This window comes from Hyphomicrobiaceae bacterium, from assembly GCA_041397645.1.
In the GTDB taxonomy this organism is placed as follows: domain Bacteria; phylum Pseudomonadota; class Alphaproteobacteria; order Rhizobiales; family Hyphomicrobiaceae; genus Hyphomicrobium_B.
This window is the reverse complement of the sequence record JAWKWE010000005.1, coordinates 128,451-144,568: the sequence shown is the minus strand read 5'-3', so window position 1 is coordinate 144,568 and position 16,118 is coordinate 128,451. Positions and strand designations below refer to the sequence as shown.

20 protein-coding genes are annotated in these 16,118 nt (G+C 61.5%); 4 read left to right on the top strand and 16 right to left on the bottom strand.

The genetic code is table 11. The features are described from left to right. Positions 1-46 precede the first annotated feature (46 nt). From R3D51_14545 to R3D51_14485, 13 genes are all read right to left on the bottom strand, one after another. Positions 47-670 carry a phage tail tape measure protein gene (locus tag R3D51_14545; protein ID MEZ5900700.1) on the bottom strand — a complete coding sequence of 208 codons (624 nt, stop codon included), beginning with the start codon at positions 668-670 and terminating at the stop codon, positions 47-49. A gap of 4 nt (positions 671-674) precedes the next feature. Continuing rightward, positions 675-848, bottom strand: coding sequence for a phage tail assembly chaperone (locus R3D51_14540; protein MEZ5900699.1), 174 nt, complete (start codon positions 846-848; stop codon positions 675-677). Continuing rightward, the gene (locus R3D51_14535; GenBank protein MEZ5900698.1) at positions 848-1,237 is read right to left on the bottom strand and encodes a gene transfer agent family protein; all 390 of its coding nucleotides are present in this window, start codon (positions 1,235-1,237) and stop codon (positions 848-850) included. Before R3D51_14535 ends, R3D51_14540 begins: the two co-directional genes overlap by 1 nt. 39 nt (positions 1,238-1,276) lie before the next feature. Continuing rightward, positions 1,277-1,690, bottom strand: a complete 414-nt coding sequence (locus R3D51_14530; GenBank protein MEZ5900697.1) for a phage major tail protein, TP901-1 family — start codon at positions 1,688-1,690, stop codon at positions 1,277-1,279. 94 nt (positions 1,691-1,784) lie between these two features. Further along, positions 1,785-2,192, bottom strand: coding sequence for a DUF3168 domain-containing protein (locus R3D51_14525; GenBank protein MEZ5900696.1), 408 nt, complete (start codon positions 2,190-2,192; stop codon positions 1,785-1,787). A gap of 35 nt (positions 2,193-2,227) precedes the next feature. Continuing rightward, on the bottom strand, positions 2,228-2,560 hold the full coding sequence (locus R3D51_14520) for a phage head closure protein (GenBank protein MEZ5900695.1): 333 nt from the start codon (positions 2,558-2,560) through the stop codon (positions 2,228-2,230). Further along, on the bottom strand, positions 2,557-3,132 hold the full coding sequence (locus tag R3D51_14515; protein ID MEZ5900694.1) for a head-tail connector protein: 576 nt from the start codon (positions 3,130-3,132) through the stop codon (positions 2,557-2,559). Before R3D51_14515 ends, R3D51_14520 begins: the two co-directional genes overlap by 4 nt. Before the next feature lie 185 nt (positions 3,133-3,317). Beyond that, positions 3,318-4,535, bottom strand: coding sequence for a phage major capsid protein (locus R3D51_14510; GenBank protein MEZ5900693.1), 1,218 nt, complete (start codon positions 4,533-4,535; stop codon positions 3,318-3,320). A gap of 24 nt (positions 4,536-4,559) precedes the next feature. Next, on the bottom strand, positions 4,560-5,237 hold the full coding sequence (locus tag R3D51_14505) for an HK97 family phage prohead protease (protein ID MEZ5900692.1): 678 nt from the start codon (positions 5,235-5,237) through the stop codon (positions 4,560-4,562). A 76-nt stretch (positions 5,238-5,313) separates the two neighbouring features. Continuing rightward, a complete protein-coding gene (locus R3D51_14500) occupies positions 5,314-6,621 on the bottom strand; it encodes a phage portal protein (protein ID MEZ5900691.1) in 1,308 nt (435 codons plus the stop codon). A gap of 67 nt (positions 6,622-6,688) precedes the next feature. Next, a complete protein-coding gene (locus tag R3D51_14495; GenBank protein MEZ5900690.1) occupies positions 6,689-8,053 on the bottom strand; it encodes a terminase family protein in 1,365 nt (454 codons plus the stop codon). Further along, positions 7,980-8,372 (bottom strand): hypothetical protein, encoded by a 393-nt coding sequence (locus tag R3D51_14490; protein ID MEZ5900689.1) that lies wholly within the window; start codon positions 8,370-8,372, stop codon positions 7,980-7,982. Before R3D51_14490 ends, R3D51_14495 begins: the two co-directional genes overlap by 74 nt. Before the next feature lie 306 nt (positions 8,373-8,678). Then, the gene (locus tag R3D51_14485) at positions 8,679-9,134 is read right to left on the bottom strand and encodes a YcgN family cysteine cluster protein (protein ID MEZ5900688.1); all 456 of its coding nucleotides are present in this window, start codon (positions 9,132-9,134) and stop codon (positions 8,679-8,681) included. Positions 9,135-9,394: 260 nt separating this feature from the next. Between R3D51_14485 and R3D51_14480 the strand changes: the two genes are divergently transcribed. From R3D51_14480 to R3D51_14465, 4 genes are all read left to right on the top strand, one after another. Next, the gene (locus R3D51_14480) at positions 9,395-11,701 is read left to right on the top strand and encodes a PBP1A family penicillin-binding protein (GenBank protein MEZ5900687.1); all 2,307 of its coding nucleotides are present in this window, start codon (positions 9,395-9,397) and stop codon (positions 11,699-11,701) included. Continuing rightward, positions 11,658-12,404, top strand: coding sequence for a DUF1214 domain-containing protein (locus tag R3D51_14475; protein ID MEZ5900686.1), 747 nt, complete (start codon positions 11,658-11,660; stop codon positions 12,402-12,404). Before R3D51_14480 ends, R3D51_14475 begins: the two co-directional genes overlap by 44 nt. Beyond that, on the top strand, positions 12,401-12,988 hold the full coding sequence (locus R3D51_14470) for a hypothetical protein (protein ID MEZ5900685.1): 588 nt from the start codon (positions 12,401-12,403) through the stop codon (positions 12,986-12,988). Before R3D51_14475 ends, R3D51_14470 begins: the two co-directional genes overlap by 4 nt. Before the next feature lie 126 nt (positions 12,989-13,114). Beyond that, complete coding sequence (locus tag R3D51_14465) at positions 13,115-14,338, top strand: glycosyltransferase (GenBank protein MEZ5900684.1); 1,224 nt, start codon at positions 13,115-13,117, stop codon at positions 14,336-14,338. Positions 14,339-14,452: 114 nt separating this feature from the next. On the opposite strand, the gene R3D51_14460 is transcribed toward R3D51_14465, so the two are convergent. From R3D51_14460 to R3D51_14450, 3 genes are all read right to left on the bottom strand, one after another. Next, positions 14,453-14,644, bottom strand: a complete 192-nt coding sequence (locus tag R3D51_14460; GenBank protein ID MEZ5900683.1) for a hypothetical protein — start codon at positions 14,642-14,644, stop codon at positions 14,453-14,455. Positions 14,645-14,850: 206 nt separating this feature from the next. Continuing rightward, positions 14,851-15,204 carry a DUF1491 family protein gene (locus R3D51_14455; protein ID MEZ5900682.1) on the bottom strand — a complete coding sequence of 118 codons (354 nt, stop codon included), beginning with the start codon at positions 15,202-15,204 and terminating at the stop codon, positions 14,851-14,853. A gap of 33 nt (positions 15,205-15,237) precedes the next feature. Further along, positions 15,238-15,993, bottom strand: coding sequence for a peptidoglycan-binding domain-containing protein (locus R3D51_14450; protein MEZ5900681.1), 756 nt, complete (start codon positions 15,991-15,993; stop codon positions 15,238-15,240). Between the last annotated feature and the right edge of the window lie 125 nt (positions 15,994-16,118).

Here is a 16,118-nt window from a genome sequence, read left to right as displayed (position 1 = left end):
CGAGGGGGCTTCAAGCACCCGTCGCTTCACACTTCAGAGCAGCGGGTCACAGATTGCGTTGGCCCAATGCGGCTGCCCGAGCAATCATCGCGGCGACCTGCGTCTCCGATTTGCGAAAGCTCTCCGCATCGGGCGTCGAAATATTCACCGTGATGGACGGCGTGCTTGCTCCCGAGGCAGCGACGCCGAGCTTTCCATCGCGTCCGCGGGTGAGTGGAAGAATGGCTTCCGCACCGCGCTCACCGGCAAGTCCGGTGAGACCACCTGCCAGCGGAAACGTGATGGGGCTGGAGATCACGCCACCCGACGCAAATGGCACGACATTGCCGCGCTGAAACGCCCCACCCTTTGCAAATCCCAATCCCCCTTTGAGCGCGCCGGAAACGAGAGATCCGATACCTGCCTGAATTGGCGCGAACGCAGCCTTCAGAACCACCTGCGAGAGGCTCAACGCCAGCGACTTGAAGGTGTCGCCAAGACTCTTGCCTTTGAAGGCGAGCCCCTCGAACGCGCCAAGCAGCGAGCTTGAAAAGCGCCTGCCAGCTCGGTCTGCGGCATCGATTTCAAGCCGCAGCGCGCGTGTTTGATCCGTAGCCAGCGCTGCCGAAATCGCAAGGTCGCCCATGCTGGAGAACGTACCGCTTGAACCCGTCGTATCGCCGCTGCTCATGGCTTCACACTCCGTCGTCGGGGAACTGCTGCATCAGATTTGCAAGCTCATGGCGCGACAGCGCCTGCCTGCTCGCGCCGTCGCCGAAACGACCGCGCAGCATTGCATCGAGTTCGCGGGGCGTCATCGTCCAGAACGTGTCAGGCGGAAGGCCGAGTACGCCGAGGCCGAGTGCCATCACGTCGTCCCAGGGAAAGGGCCAGGGGTTTGCCCCGTTGCCTGCCTGCCGCTCGCGTCGTTGCTCGTGGGAGGCTCGCTATCGCCCGCAAATGTCGCCGATAATAGTCTGGCGACGATGGAGACGAACCCGGCTGCACCGCTATCAGCCTGCATGTTTCCAACTTCCGCGTCCGTGATCGCATAGCCAGCGCCGCGCAAGCCGGCTCCGATGATGCGCATGCAGTCGTTCGCCTTCAGCCGCCCGCTGTCGAAACGCTCCGCGAGCGCCACCATGTCATCGTCACCGAAAGCCGCCTCCAGCTCCGCAAGCGCGTTGAGCGTAAGCACTAGGCGATGTTGCGTGCCGTCGAGATAAGCTGCGATCTCGCCGCGATATTTATTTGCCATGAGGCCTCTCCCTTCTCGCTTGCAACGCTGCGCACTAATTTAGATCGCGGTGAAGACAAGTTCGCCCGCGCTCTCCAGCGCCACATCGAACGCCACCTCATTGTCGTGACGCCCCGACAGCTCGAAAGACGAGATATGGAAAGGTCCCTCGATGATCCCGAAGTCCGGCACGGCTATCTGCCAATTTCGGATCGTCCCGTTGAACACGTAGGAACGTATCAACGCATCCGAGCTTGCGTCCTTGAAGACGCCCGATCCGGTCACCCGCGCGGATTTCACACCGCCACCTTCCAGCAGTTCGCGCCACTGGCCGGCACTTTCCGCGTGGGTGATTTCTACGCTTTCCGCGTTGAACGCGATGCTTCGCGAGCGCAAACCGGCGACGGTCGTGAACGATCCAGTCCCCGTGCTATCGACCTTCAGAAGAAGGTCCTTGCCTTTCTGTGCTGCCATAATGCGATCTTTCTATTGTGCGTAACAAACCAACGCCCCTCCCCGCAGATGCGGGAAAAGGGCTTACCGTTCACCCGACTGACGCCGGAGAAACTCAAAGCGGTTCGGTCACAGCGCGAAAGCGCGCGGTGCCATGAAACGTCTCGCCGTCAGGATCGCGGCGTGCGTCGGAGAATTCGTGCCGCAGGTTGATGAGGCGATGACCGTCGAGCACGAGTGAAGCGTCGTGCAGCGCGGTGCGGGCAGCGGAGATGACGGCCTTCGCTTCCCGGCGACCGGCGGCGCGCGACCAAACATGCAACGTCAGCGTATGCTCACTGCCGTTGTCGCTTCCCGTCGACCAGTCCCGCTCCGTCGTCTGCCCGATGGTGACGTAGGGAAACTGCGCGCGATCAGGCACGTCATCATAGACGCGCGGGCCGCCCAGAAGCGCAACCACGTTCGGATCATTGGTCAAACGGGCATGAAGCGCCTGTTGAAGCGCAAATCCTGCACTCGACATCTCATAACCTCCATACCGACTGATTTCGCGCGATCTCAGAGGTCGCGCTCCTCCACGACACATTTGAGCCATCGCCCGCGCTCTTCAACGTCGAGAACTCCACGGACATCGAACGTGCGCGAACCAAGGCGCAGGCGCATTTCAGGCTTCAGGTCCGTGCGATGGCGCATCCAGACATCGTGCGTGGCGCGGCCTGCTACGCGATCGAGCGAGAGGCTTTCATCCAAGCTCCGTGGCCACACAGCGGCCCAGACCTCCGCAATCCGAACCCACGTGATGGAAAATCCGCCGCCGCCGTCACTGCTTCGCACGGGGCGTTCGAGGGAGACGCGATGACGCAAATCGCCAGCTTCGATCTGTGTTGTCATAGACGGATCTTCCTGAACGGCGCGATCAGATCCGAAACCGCTTCGGGAATGCGTGCCGAGCCGGAGCCGACGTCGATGGCCTCGCGGTGTTCGTACCAATGCGCAATCAACAGCAGCAGCGCGTGTTTGATAGGGGCTGGCACATGCGCGGGATTGGGACCGAAGCCAGCTTCGAAAGCGATCTCTATGCCCATCGCGGGCACGCCAGGATCGGGCCGGGTGGTCGAGTTCCAAACCAGTCGCGGCGGCTTTGATGCAAGGTCAACCAGATAACTGGTCTGGGGAACTGTGATCGAGTTTCCGTCCGCTCCCTTTACACGCACGCTTGTAATCGCATTGAGGGGCGACATGGGAATTTCGACTTCGCCACCGCGTGGCCAACGATCGAGCTGCAACGTCCAGCTCTGATCGATCAAGGCGAGTGCAAGCGCGGCTTCTATATGCAGCCTCGACGTGAGAATGAGACTGCCGATGAGCACGTCTTCCGCCGCGCCATCCACACGCAAATGCGCCTTCACCTCCTCCACCGTCACCGGCTCGGAAGCGGGCGCGCTCGTCATCACGAGTGCCATCGCAAAATCCTTTGAAAGTTCCCATGCGCGTGAAAATCGGCGGCGGGATCGCCGGGGTGGCGCGACCCCGCCGCCAGACGCCCCGCAGGCGGGAGGAGAACCTGCGAGGAATGAGTTGTCTGCAACGGCAAAGGGCCGGCGCCCATCCGAACGCCGGCCCTCAAGACACCAGTGGAAGCGCTGCCTCAGCTGACGCCGAACTTCATGAACTTGATCGCGTCGAAGTCCTGCACGCCGCCGCCCACGCGCTTGGTCGTGTAGAACAGCACGTAGGGCTTGGCCGAGAATGGATCGCGCAAAACGCGGATTCCGGCGCGATCAACGACGAGGTAGCCGCGCGAGAAGTCGCCGAACGCGATCGACAAAGAGTTGGCGGCGATGTTCGGCATGTCCTCACACTCGACCACGCCGTAGCCCATCAGCGAGGGCAGTTCTCCAGGTGCGTTCGACGGCTGCCACAGGTAATTGCCCTGGCCGTCCTTCATCTTGCGAATAGCGGCCTGAGTGGAGCGGTTCATCACGAAGTGTGCGTTGGCGCGATATGGCGCCTTAGCCGCGTAGATCAGATCGAGCAGCTTGTCGCCTGCGTCCGAAGCCGGGAAGTCGCCAGAAACGCCGGTTGCCACGTAGCCTAGGTTGCCCCACGACCACGAAGCGTTATCGACCGTAGTGTACGTGAGGAAGCCTTTGGGCTTGTTGACGCCATCACCATTGACGAAAGCCTCGCCTTCCTGATCGGCAAAGGCAATGCGAACTTCCTCTGCCAGCCATTCGTCGATATTCACAATAGCGTCGTCGAGCAGCGACGCGCTCGCTGCCGGCATGGCGTAAAGCTCCATGGTCGGGAATGAAAGTTCGGCGAGCACGGGCGTATTGGTCTGGGGCCGCGCCGCCGTTTCAGCGACCCAGCCCGAGTCCGCACCCGTCGTTGCGAAGGGGCGTTTGTAGACCGAACCCGAAACCGTGCGGATGCCCGCAATCGAACGGATCGGCGAGATCGCCTTCAGCAGGCGGTTGACGGCCGCTTCCGTTTCAGAGGGAACCAGATAGCCGCCGTCCTGGCCTGAGCCGACGGAAAGCGCCTTTTCCTCCAGCTTGACGAGGCGCGCGGCATCGCCCTTGCGCACATAGGCATCAAATGCAGTCTTGTGCGCGACATCGCCAGCCTGCACGGACGACGCGCCGAGTTGCGGACGCTGCGCCTTGCGCGAGAGCGTGTCGAGCGTTGCCTCTATGCGCGCCAGCTTTTCCTCGCGCACGCCATCTGCGGCGCCACGCTGTTCGATTTCAGCAAGGCGTGCGTCATTGGTTTCCTTGAAGGCTTCGAAAGCCTCCATGAATTCGTCGATGGCGCGCGCGGCTTCCCCGCCCACGCCCTTGGTTTCAAGGGAGGTCGTATCCATGTCCAATTTTCCTTTGAGGTCTGACTACTGTTTCAGCATCCGCGCCGCGGCCCGCACGCGGGCGGCGAAATGCGGATCATCGTCCAGCAAAAGGCGCGCCTCTCGCAGCGTCTTCAGCTCTTTAAGGCCGCCACGCGCAAGCGCGCGCGCCTCGCTGCGCGTCAGCCCAGCGTCCCGCGTAAGCCACCGCTCGAAGTCCCGTGTCGTCACGCTGCCGCGCACCAGCGGCGGCATTTTTACGGTTGCGACCCGTGCACTCGGCAGCATCGGGAAGGTGACGACGGAGATTTCCCACAAATCGAGTTTCAGTATCCGGCGCACGCCGGTGCGCGCATCGCGTTGGGTGCGCTGCGCCTTGAAGCCAATCGAAAGGCCGTCGAGCGCGCCTGCCCGCATCAAGCTCAATACCTCGCGCGCCTTTGCAACCGCCGTCATCAGACGGCCGCGCACATAAAGCCCTTTCGCGTCTTCCCTTATCTCTTCCCACACGCCGATGGGTTCCGACGGATCGTGCTGGAACAGCATCTTGATCCCCGATGCGCCCTTGGCACGCAGGCTTTCAGAGAAAGCCCCGCGCATCACCACGTCACGGCCCATATCCTCGGCGTCGAAAAGACTGGCGTAGCCCTCGAAGGTGCCATCTTCCAGGATCTCCTTCGTCTCCAGCCTGGCTGGTTCGCTCACGTCCGCGCTTGCAGGCATGAGGAAGTGGGCGCGCGCACTCATGTTCGCTCCGTTGGTCAATTGTTTGCTTGGAATTTGTCGGGCTGGAAAAGCCTCACCTGGGCCCGTTCGCGCTTTCTGTATCTGTCTCCTTCAGCGGACCGTAACCAGCGGCGATCCGCTTCTCATCTTCGGTCAGGAAGGACACCGCCTGCAGCCGCGCCCACAGGGCATCGCGTTCGGGATTGAATGCCTCGACCTGGTCAAGGTCTGGTTTCAGCTCCAGCGACACCCCTTCATTCCCAAGCGGCCGAACCAAATCGCCACCTTGAGGCCCGATGCCGACATCAGACGGGGCCAGCCACAGAGAGAACGCCCGAGTCATTCGATTGACGAGAGGCAGCACGGTTTGCCGCCAGAACGCCCGCTGAGCTTCTGCGTAGTTCGAATATGTGTTGTCGCCCGGAATGCCGAGCAGCATAGGCGGTACGCCAAGAGCGAGTGCAATTTCACGGGCGGCGTTGTTCTTCGCCGCGATGAAGTCCATATCCCTGGGACTGAGCGACAATGGCTTCCAGTCCAGCCCGCCTTCAAGCAAGAGCGGGCGGCCCGCATGCATTGCGCCTTGATAAGAATTCTCAAGCTCGCGCTTCAGTCGCTCGAATTGCTCGGCCGTCATTGAGCCGTTAGCGGCTGCGTAAACCAGAGCGCCCGATGGCCTCGCCGAATTGTCGAGCAGCGCCTTGTTCCATCTGGAGGCCTGATTGTGAATGTCGATCGCGGTCGCGGCAGCTTCGATCGGGCTCAAGCCATAATGATCGTTGGCGGGATGAAAAAGCCGCGTATGCAGGATCGGCCTCACTCCGGGCACAACTTCGTCGGTGAAGCGCACTGTTTGACCACTGACGCAGTACTCATAGCCTTCAGGCCAGCCGTCCGGCCCAGGAACCACTTTCATCCGGTCGGGTCGCAGAATATGCAGTTCGCGGACCTCACCTCCTACTGCAACTGCTTCGACGTAGGCGTTGCCTGCAACCAGCAGAATGCCGTACCAGCTTTCCAGAAAATCCTGCCCGGTGTGGTCGTAGCTGGGGCTACGCATGAGATCGAGCAAAGGATGACGCTCGATCTCTTCGTTACCACGATAGAGTAGCAGAGGAATTGAGGCCGCCGCTTCCGAAATCATACGCACGCAGCGATACACGATTGCATTCTGCATGAAGCCTTCACGCGCAAAGGCACCATAATCGCGTGGGCTCCAGACCGGCTCGCCAAGAGACTCAATCGCGACCAGCCCATTGGCGCGTGAAGCTTTCGCTTCGGCAGACGCGCTCTCACTGCCCGCCAAAACCGCAGAAGCCCCCAACGATGACAGTGCGCGGCCAACCATCCAGCGCCGCAGGGCGTCGGGTACAAGCATCATTTCAGTTGTCCTCTGGTCTAAATCGCCTTCGAGTCCTCGCTCCCCTTGGGAAAGCCGAAGAACCCGATCACAGCATTCGCATCCTCGGCGAGCCGCCAGACAGCATCAGCTCGGTCAGCGCCCACACCAATGCATCGACCCGATCGGGGCTGCGGCCATCGACTTTGCCGTCAGGCCCGAACGCACACATCTGATCTTCAAGCCGTTCCAAGCGACCGATATGCACAACGCGTCCTTCCGCGTAGAGGGCGGCAACAGGCTCGGCGCGCAGATATTTGCCGCGCGTTGCGTACACTTTGCGCACGGGCACACCGGCGCGGAACTGCTGAAGCACGCCGGCCACCAGATCACCGCCCTGATTGACTTCGGCGATGAGTGCGTCGGCGCCGAACTCGTCATAGGCGGCGATGGCAGCCTTGGCCCACACGTTGGGCTCGCGTCCCTGCAGCGAACGATCTGCAAGCACATAGGCGCGCTTATCCTCGCCGAGCCCTGCAACCACAATTCCGCAAGCGTCGGACGCACGCGTAGACGTCACCGGAGGATCGAGCGCCACGACCACGCGCACCAACTCGGGGGCGTGCGCCATGCGGGTTTCCTCGATCCAGTGCCGTCGCCACAGCGCATATTCGGCGTCTTCTACAATCTCGCCTTGCAACTCCTGGCGGCCCAGCGCAGAGCCTGCATATCGACGGTTCATCTCTGCCAAAAAAGCAGGCGCGAGGTTGCTCGCGTTGTCGGTGGTCGCAAGTCTGACCGTCACGGTTGCGGTATCCTCCATGATCTTTTTCAAGAACCGAAGCGGCTTCGGCGTCGTCGTCACCACAGCTTGTGGCGCCTGGCCGACCCGCAGCGCGAACTGCAGCATGTCCCACGCACGCTCGCCGCGATGCCACTTGGCCAACTCATCGCACCAAGCGTGCGTGAATTGCGGTCCACGCAGGCCCTCTGCTTCGTCGGCGGCAAACATCTGCGCAATCGCACCACTCGGCCACGTCAGTTGCTTTTTCGAAATCTCCAGAGCGGGCCGCTCATGCGCGGGATGAATGGCCAGCAGGCCGGACACGCCTTCGATCATCACGCTGCGCACGTCGCCAATCGTTTTGCCCACCAGGGCGATGCGAGCTTCGTGGCCGCTTTCAGGATCGCAGGCTTTCGCACGGACCCATTCTGCACCAGCCCGCGTCTTGCCGGATCCGCGCCCCCCCAGAAGCATCCACACCCGCCAGAGCGGCGACGCCTCCTGGGCTTGCCCTTCCGCGCGCAGCTCATCTAACGGCTCCAACTGATCATCGCGCGCCCAAAGCTGCCAATCGTAGCGAAGGAATTGAAGCTCTCTGGCGCTCAGTTCAGCGAGGTCACTTTGCAGCTGTCCGCTTGCGATGGAGGCGCTCAAGGCGGTCCGCAATCTCGCGGCGCAATTCTTCCGCATGTTTCAGCGCCTCCTTATCGCGGCCCTTGATGGTGGTCGTCGTCTGCTTGGTCAGTTCGCGTTGCATCTCCACAGCTTTCTCTAGACTGCTCACCATTTGCGACAGGGCCCGCGAGGCGCGCTCGCGATCCTGGCTCGAAGCGCCCTTGTGACCTTCGAGTTTGGTCAGCTCCTTGTCGATTGTGTTGTAGATCCGGCGCACGAGGTCCTTCGGGCGAACCGCCGAGCGCTTGGACGCGCCTTTGGCCTTCGCCCGGGCCGGGCCCTTGGACACACCTTTGCGTGCGCCCGCGCGAGCCGAGCCGGTAGGGTCCGCCATGGTGCTGATCTCACAGGTTGTTGGTATTTCCGCCACGCCGCCTGATCTGGCAGGCGGTATGCTTGTCAGATCAGAAGCTTTTGAAAAGCTATTCGCTTTGAGAGCGAGGCTGATCATCAAACACATTGCGAGGTATAGTCGAACTATGCCTCAAGACCGTTACGCTGTCAATGCCAATTTCGATCTATCATATTGATTTCACATATTAATTTCAGAATATACTGCAAAATTCTCCAGTGTACCGCAGCAGCATCCCGCGGGGATAAATTGCTCGCCCGCCCCATCCTATCCTCGGCCTTAGCCAACTCACGCGGGCTCGAAATCGTCGATGATGTAGCGGGCGTAGTTCACTTCCTTCACGCGCGCTTCGCTCATAGCGAAGCTGCGCACCGAAATTCCGGCCTGATGCACGGTTTCCGGATCACCCGAAACGAGCGGGTGCCACCACGCCAGATCACGCCCCTCTTGGATGCGGCGATATCCGCAAGACACCGGAAGCCATGTGATCTTGGCGATTTTTTCTCTCGTAATCTCTATGCAATCCGGCATCAGCGAAAAACGCTCTTCGTAGCGCGAGCACCGGCACGAGCGCACATGCAGCAGCCGGCAGGACAGACGTGTCAGGTGGATCTGACCGTCTTCCTCATCCTCCAATTTAACAAGGCAGCACCGCCCGCAACCGTCACAGAGCGATTCCCACTCCTCACGGCTCATCTGCTCCAAAGTCTTCGTTTTCCAGAACGGCTGTGGCGTACGGGTCAATTCGGGTGCTCTTCCTGCCGTAAGGCTTGCCCACGGCTTCAAATAATCACAATTTGGTCGTCTTCAGATTCGCTAGGAAAAACCTTCTTAGCGCGAACGGCGCACGTGACAAAGGCGGCGCGTATAGGGCAAAAGCAAAATTGAAGGCGCAGGGGGCTGCGTGGGTCCGCGCTGGCTGACAAACACACGCTTGAGCCCAGCAAAACGGCCGCGAGCCTAACACGAAACAGGCAGACGGCGCGAATAGGCAGATAAACGCTTTGAACGACTGGTTCCATAAGCGAGGCGGGCGCGACCGGATCATCGATTGGCTGGGGCTCGACTCCAAGATCAATTCGGTGCTGGTTGAAACCTGGGCCACCATCAAGGATGGCTGGAACGCGGGATCGAGCTTCTTTGCACGCTTTCAGCTGACCGGCTGGCGGCGGCTTCTCAACGAGTTCCTGTCCGAGGGCGTCACCATGGCTACTGGCGGGTTCATCGCCATGTATGCGCTGGCGCTTCCTGCCCTCATGGAATTTGACGAGAGCAAATTCCAGACCGGGCAATTTGCCGTGAAGTTCCTCGATGCCAACGGCAACGAAATCGGCAAGCGCGGAATTTTGCACAACGATGCGGTGCCGCTCAGCGAGATTCCGGACTATCTGATCAAGGCGACCCTCGCGACCGAAGACCGCCGCTTCTTCGAACATTATGGCATCGACGTCGCCGGCACTTTTCGCGCGCTCATGACTAACATCCAGGCCAACGACGTCGTGCAGGGCGGCTCTACGCTGACGCAGCAGCTCGCCAAGAACCTGTTTCTGTCGTCCGAGCGCTCCTTCCAGCGCAAGATCAAGGAGCTGTTTCTCTCATTCCTCCTTGAGAGCCGCTTCACCAAACAACAGATCCTGAAGCTCTACTTCGACCGCGCCTACATGGGCGGCGGCGCAGTGGGCGTCGAAGCGGCTTCGCAGTACTACTTCGGCAAATCGGTGCGTGACATCACCATGGCCGAAGCGGCGATGCTGGCTGGTCTGTTCAAAGCGCCGACCAAATACGCGCCACACGTCAACCTGCCAGCATCGCGCGCGCGCACCAACGAGGTGCTCGATAATCTCGTGGAAGCAGGCTTCTATACCTCCGGGCAGGTTCACAACGCGCGTATGAACCCCGCGCGCGTCATCGACCACACGAACTCCACCAGTCCGGATTGGTTCCTCGACTGGGCGTTCGATGAAGTGCAACGTCTTGCTCAGGGCAAGGGTCAGTATGTGTTGACCGCGCGCACCACTGTTGATCTGTCGCTCCAGCGCAAGGCAGAAGAGGCCCTCAAGAGCGCTGTCGCAAAGGAAGGCCGCGCGCTGCGTTACAGCTCGGGCGCCATAGTCGTCACCGAAACGGACGGCGCTGTGCGCGCCATCGTCGGCGGCCTTGATTACGGAGACAGCCAGTTCAACCGCGCCACCAAAGCACGCCGTCAGCCCGGCTCATCGTTCAAGGTCTACGTTTACGCGACCGCGCTCGAAAACGGCTATCGCCCGCAGACGCCCGTGCGAGACGCTTCGCGCTCGTGCGGCAACTGGCATCCGCAGAACTACGGCGGCAGCCACGGTTCGGGCGCCCGCATTCCGCTTTGGAACGCACTGGCACGCTCCCTCAACACCGTTGCCGCAGAACTCTCCTTCGCTGTTGGCCGCGAGAAGGTCATCGACATGACCCGACGGCTCGGCATCACAGGCGTGAAGAAAACCTGTTCGATGGCGCTCGGCGACGGCGGCATGACGCTGATCGAGCACGCAGGCGGCATTGCCACCTTCGCCAACGACGGCAAGCTCGCCAAGCCCTATGGCATCCTCGACATAACGACCTCCAGGGGCGATTTGCTATACTCACGTGAACGCGACGAGCCGCCCGCGCCGCAGGTTGTCCGCCCCCAAGTCGCCGAACAGATGAACCAGATGCTCTACCGCGTCGTCGAGGAGGGCACCGGCAAGGCTGCGGCATTGGATTTCACGAACGTTGCCGGCAAGACCGGAACGAGTACCGGTCCGAAGGATGCGTGGTTCGTCGGCTTCACGGGTAAGTACGTCGGCGTCGTTTGGATCGGCAACGACGACAACCGGCCCATGGGCCATGTCACCGGTGGTCATCAAGCGGCTCCAATCTGGCATAACGTCATGGCCGTCGCGCACACCGACATGAACATCCCGACCATCCCGGGTTTGCAACCGCATCCCGTGCAGGTGGCCGAGCAGGCGCGGCTTGCGGCCCTCAAACAGTCTCAGATCGAAGCAGGCATAGTCCAACCGGACGCCGATGCGCGTAGCTCCAAGCTGCTACCCGATAAAACTCGGGAGGCGCTGAAGAAGCTTGCACAGGCCCTGCGTAAGGCTGGCGGCCTGCCTGAACCCGCGCCCGACAATCCGGCGACGCCTGGCACGCCATCCGCTCCAGGCGCGCCAACACCTGGCAAACGTGCAGACCGCACAGCACCGGCTGGTGCGCCGATCGCCACCGGCTCGACGCGCACCGCCGCTGGCAATGCAGAAAGCCCACGCGAAGGAGCTGGCCGTGGCGCTCGATGAGATCTCCAGCGAAACCGCCGAGACGGTTGAGAGCGAAGCGCCGCGCCGTGCACCGCGCATGAAGGTGCCGCGCCTGCCGCGTGCGCTCGGCGACGGGCTGAAGCAGATTGGAAGAACCTTCTTCCGTCTCCTGCTAACGACGGCTGCGGTCACTATCGCCGTAGCATTCGGTGTGCTGTCCGCACGCTACATGATCAATCATGGCTCGGCGCTCTCCACCATCAATTATGGGCCGTGGGTACATTGGAAGGGCGCGGGAAGAAGCAGCGCCGATCCCTACACGCGGGCGCACTTCGCCCGTAGCAGCGCGCTCAGGTTGTCGTCGGATTCCGCCGGCACCTACGAGGCAAATTCAGATGCCGAAGGCGCCTACCTTCACTCCTCGTGCGATTACGTGCTCGAAGGTCCCTATGCTCACGGACTGTGGTGGTCGTTGAGTGTCTTCGACAGCCGAGGCCAGCTCATCTCGAACGACGCAGATCGTTACGCATTCACCAGCGACACCGTCGCTGCCAATCCCGACGGCTCTTACATCATCACGCTGGGACGCGATGCACGTCCGGGCAACTGGCTTCCGACCGGCGGCGCGGGACGTCTTGTCATCGTGTTCAGCCTGCTCGACCCGGCGACAGGATTTTCGGAAGAGGAACGCGCAGAGCGCTACAAGATGCTGCCGGAAATTCGCCGGGAGAATTGCTCATGAGCATGGCGGCGCCTTCTTCTCAATCACGCCTGTTCACCGCGCACTTTGTCGCGATCCTGCTGTGCGTCGCCGGCGCCGTTCACATCGTGACCACGCTACGCGCAATGAACGACACCTCGCGTTCGGCCTATAAACTGTTAGCGAGCCAGCTTCCGGCCAACACCATGACGATCCTGCCGCCGATCCGTCCAGGGCAACAGGTGCTGCCCTTCATGAGCACCGACGCACTCTACGCCTTGTGCAGGTTCGACACGACCAACGGACCGGTTTCGGTTTCTGCCGAGCTGCCCGATCACGGCTGGACCATCGGCGTCTTCGACCGCGATGGAACGTCGGCCTATTTCGCCGCAGCTCCAGTCGGGCGCGTGACCGATATCGCGCTCACACTCGTTCCGGGCGACGATCGCTTTATGGGACTGACACCGGAAGCGCGGGGCAAAATGAGCACCGCCGAGGCGCCGCTCACAGTGCCGGTACGCCGAGGCCTCGTCGTCGTGCGGGCACCCGATAAGGGCTTGTCGTATTCTGCGATAGCTCAGGCCGGACTGACCAAGGCGACGTGCGCACCAAAGTCGCTTCGCTAGCGTTTCCTCGCCGCGCCTTGTTACGCTGCCGGCAGCCTACATCATCGGAGTAGTTCGAAAGGCCGCGCGGGTTTCAAGAATTTTCCGTTCAGTTGCGAGCGTCGGACACCAGCCGGACACACAAGCATGCGCATTCTCTTCGTTCACAACAACTTTCCGGGCCAATTCAAAAACCTCGCACCGGCGCTCATCGAGCGCGGACATACCGTCGTCGGCCTCACGCCCACCACAAATCCGAACACGATTTCACTTCCCGCCGTGAAGTACACATGGCGCGAACGGCGCTTCGAAGCTGCCGACTTCCGCTTGGCGGAAACCTACGCGCAGATGACCCGCCGCGGCGAGGCCGTCGCCGCTGTGGCGCTCGAACTGCGTGACAGGCATAACTTCGTTCCCGATGTCGTGTTCGGCACGCCTGGCTGGGGAGAAACGCTGTTCTTGCACACCGTGTGGCCCGACGCACGCCATCTTCTCTACGGCGAATTTTACTACGGCCCCGACGATCCGACCTTCGGCTTCGATCCGGAGTTCTCGACAGCATCGACGGCGAACCGCATCATGCGCACGGCGGGAAGTGCTCATCTCGTGATGGCCAGCGTCGAAGCGGACAAGATCCTGACGCCGACCCAATGGCAGGCGCGCTCACACCCTGCCTTTCTGCAAGATCGCATCAGCGTCATCCATGAAGGCATCGACACCGCGTTTGCCTCCCCGGACAACGCCGCCAGCATTCAAATTCCAGACACCTCACACACTGCCAAGGCGGGCGACGAAATCCTCACCTTCATCAATCGCAATCTGGAGCCAGCTCGCGGCCTTCATATTTTCATGCGCGCACTGCCCGCGGTGCTCGACGCGCGGCCCAACGCGCGCGCCGTGATCGTGGGCGGCGACGGACACAGCTACAGCAATCCACCTCCTGATGGCAAAAGCTGGAAACAGATCATTCTGGATGAGGTCGGCGACAGGCTCGACATGTCGCGGGTTCACTTCACCGGCAAGATCCCCTATCGCACCTTCATCGACCTGATGAAGGTAACCCGCGTGCACGCCTACCTGACCTATCCCTTCGTCTTGTCGTGGTCGATGCTGGAAGCGATGAGCGCGGGCGCCCTTGTCATCGGCTCACGCACGCCGCCCGTGGAGGAAGTGATCAGCGACGGCGTCAACGGCCAGCTTGTCGACTTTTTCGATGTCGATGGATGGAGCCGGGCGATGATCGCGGCTTTGAGCAAACCGGAAGACTTCGTCGGTCTGCGCGAGGCGGCACGGCGCACCATTGTGGAACGCTACGATTTGCGTACCCAATGCTTGCCGGCCCAATTGGCATTCGTGGAAACGGCGCGCTAGCGGCGCGGCCGCATTTCTATCGCGCTGACGACGCGCGAGCGAGCCCGAGTGCGGCTCGCAATGGAAGGCCCTTCGCCCACTTTGCGCTCACAGCCTCGCCTTGAAAACGATCGGTTACTTGAGATCGATCTTATCCCGCTTGCGCACCGCCTTGCGCCGACCCTTCGGCGCGACGTCGGCTGCTTGCACGCTGTATTCGTAGCGAACGCCGGGAAAAGGAACGATTTCACAACCGAGCGGTAGACGACGCGCGTGTGCTGCGCGTTGCTTCGTCCGCTCGGGGCGGAATTCCAGGATGGTTGCCATGGCCTGCTCTCATGTTCGCAAGGGCCTTGACCCTCGCACCCTCTGGCATCCTCGACGGCTATCCGATGCACCCTGCTCGACGCTCTACTTACCCTCACAACCGCGTCCGAAGAGTGCGTGCGCCGGAGATGCCGAGAATCGGCGCACCGACATAGTTTGAAGCAACCTGGACTTAACGGAGCGTTAACGCCGGGAGATCACACGCTTCACTCTTTCATGACGAGAAGATCGTCGCCCAGGTAGTGGTTCCCCTCACGGTCCTCGATCTCGATCAGCCATAAGTCGGAATCGATGCGGGCTTCGCGCTCGATCATCCCACGCGCCTCGTCTTCCGACATGAACGCTCCCTTCGCCAGAGCGACCCAGCGCCTGTCGAAATCGGCTCCGGCCAGTCCAGCGGGCGCGGGGCCAAACAGCGCGCACAAGCCATCGCCCCTGAGAACTTTGATGTAGATGGCCCCCGCATCGTCATCGCCGTGGCGCACCACGACGCCCATCGCGCCGTGGGTCGCGCAACGTCGCAAATAGGCTTTGACCCAGATTTCGGCTTTAAGACGCATGTTGGCCCCCTGAGCCGTCCGCTTTAGCGCGATTTAGCGCGCTTGCGAAACCCGGCCCCGCGCCGCGCGCGACAGTCGCGCGACGAGCGCCGCCGAGATACGGCCGGTTTCCGGCATCTTTTGGGAGGCCTCGTAGTCGCGGATTGCGCGCACCAGCTCAGCGCTCATCGAGGTCTCATTCTTGGCAACGGGGTATCCAAGGGCGGCCAGCGACTGGCCTACGTTACGGATGATCGTTGCCGCTTCCAGCGTCTTGACCGGTGGGGGTCCTCTGCGCGCGGGAACCGGAGCCGGCGTCGTTCCCTGCAGCCGTCGCAAGAGATCTTCGCTGGGAGCGCCGGTGAGACTGAGACCGCTGTCGGATTCATAGGCCATGATGGCGGCGCGCGACATCAATCCCATGATGCCATCTGCCTCGCCGGGCTCATAGCCCCGCACAACAAGAGCGCGCTGGACCGCTTTCACCAACTCGACGCGCGACATGCTCGGCGCAGGCGCGCTTGCTATCGGTAGAGGCCGTTCGCTGGCCGCAAACGCGCCAGGCACCTCAATGGTCGGACGGGCGGCGGCGATTTGCGCTTGAGGTGTAGATGCTTCGGCGACCTGGTTGGATACGCGCGCATCATTGATCGAAGCGTTGAAGCCGCTTGGCGCAATGGCGGCGGTCTCGAACGGGCTCGGCAGGCGACGCCCCTGAAAGAAGATCAGATTGAACGTCAGCCCAGTGGTCAGCATCACGAACGCCGCCACACAGATACGCGTCTCGCGCGACATGGTCAGGGCAGACATCGCCCACCTTCTCACAAACTAACAATGACACTGACCCTGAGTATCGGGTGCAGGCGTTAAGAGGACATTAACCGGTTAGGAAACGTTAAGCGCAAAGTGAAGCGTGCGCGCCGATGTCTAAAATT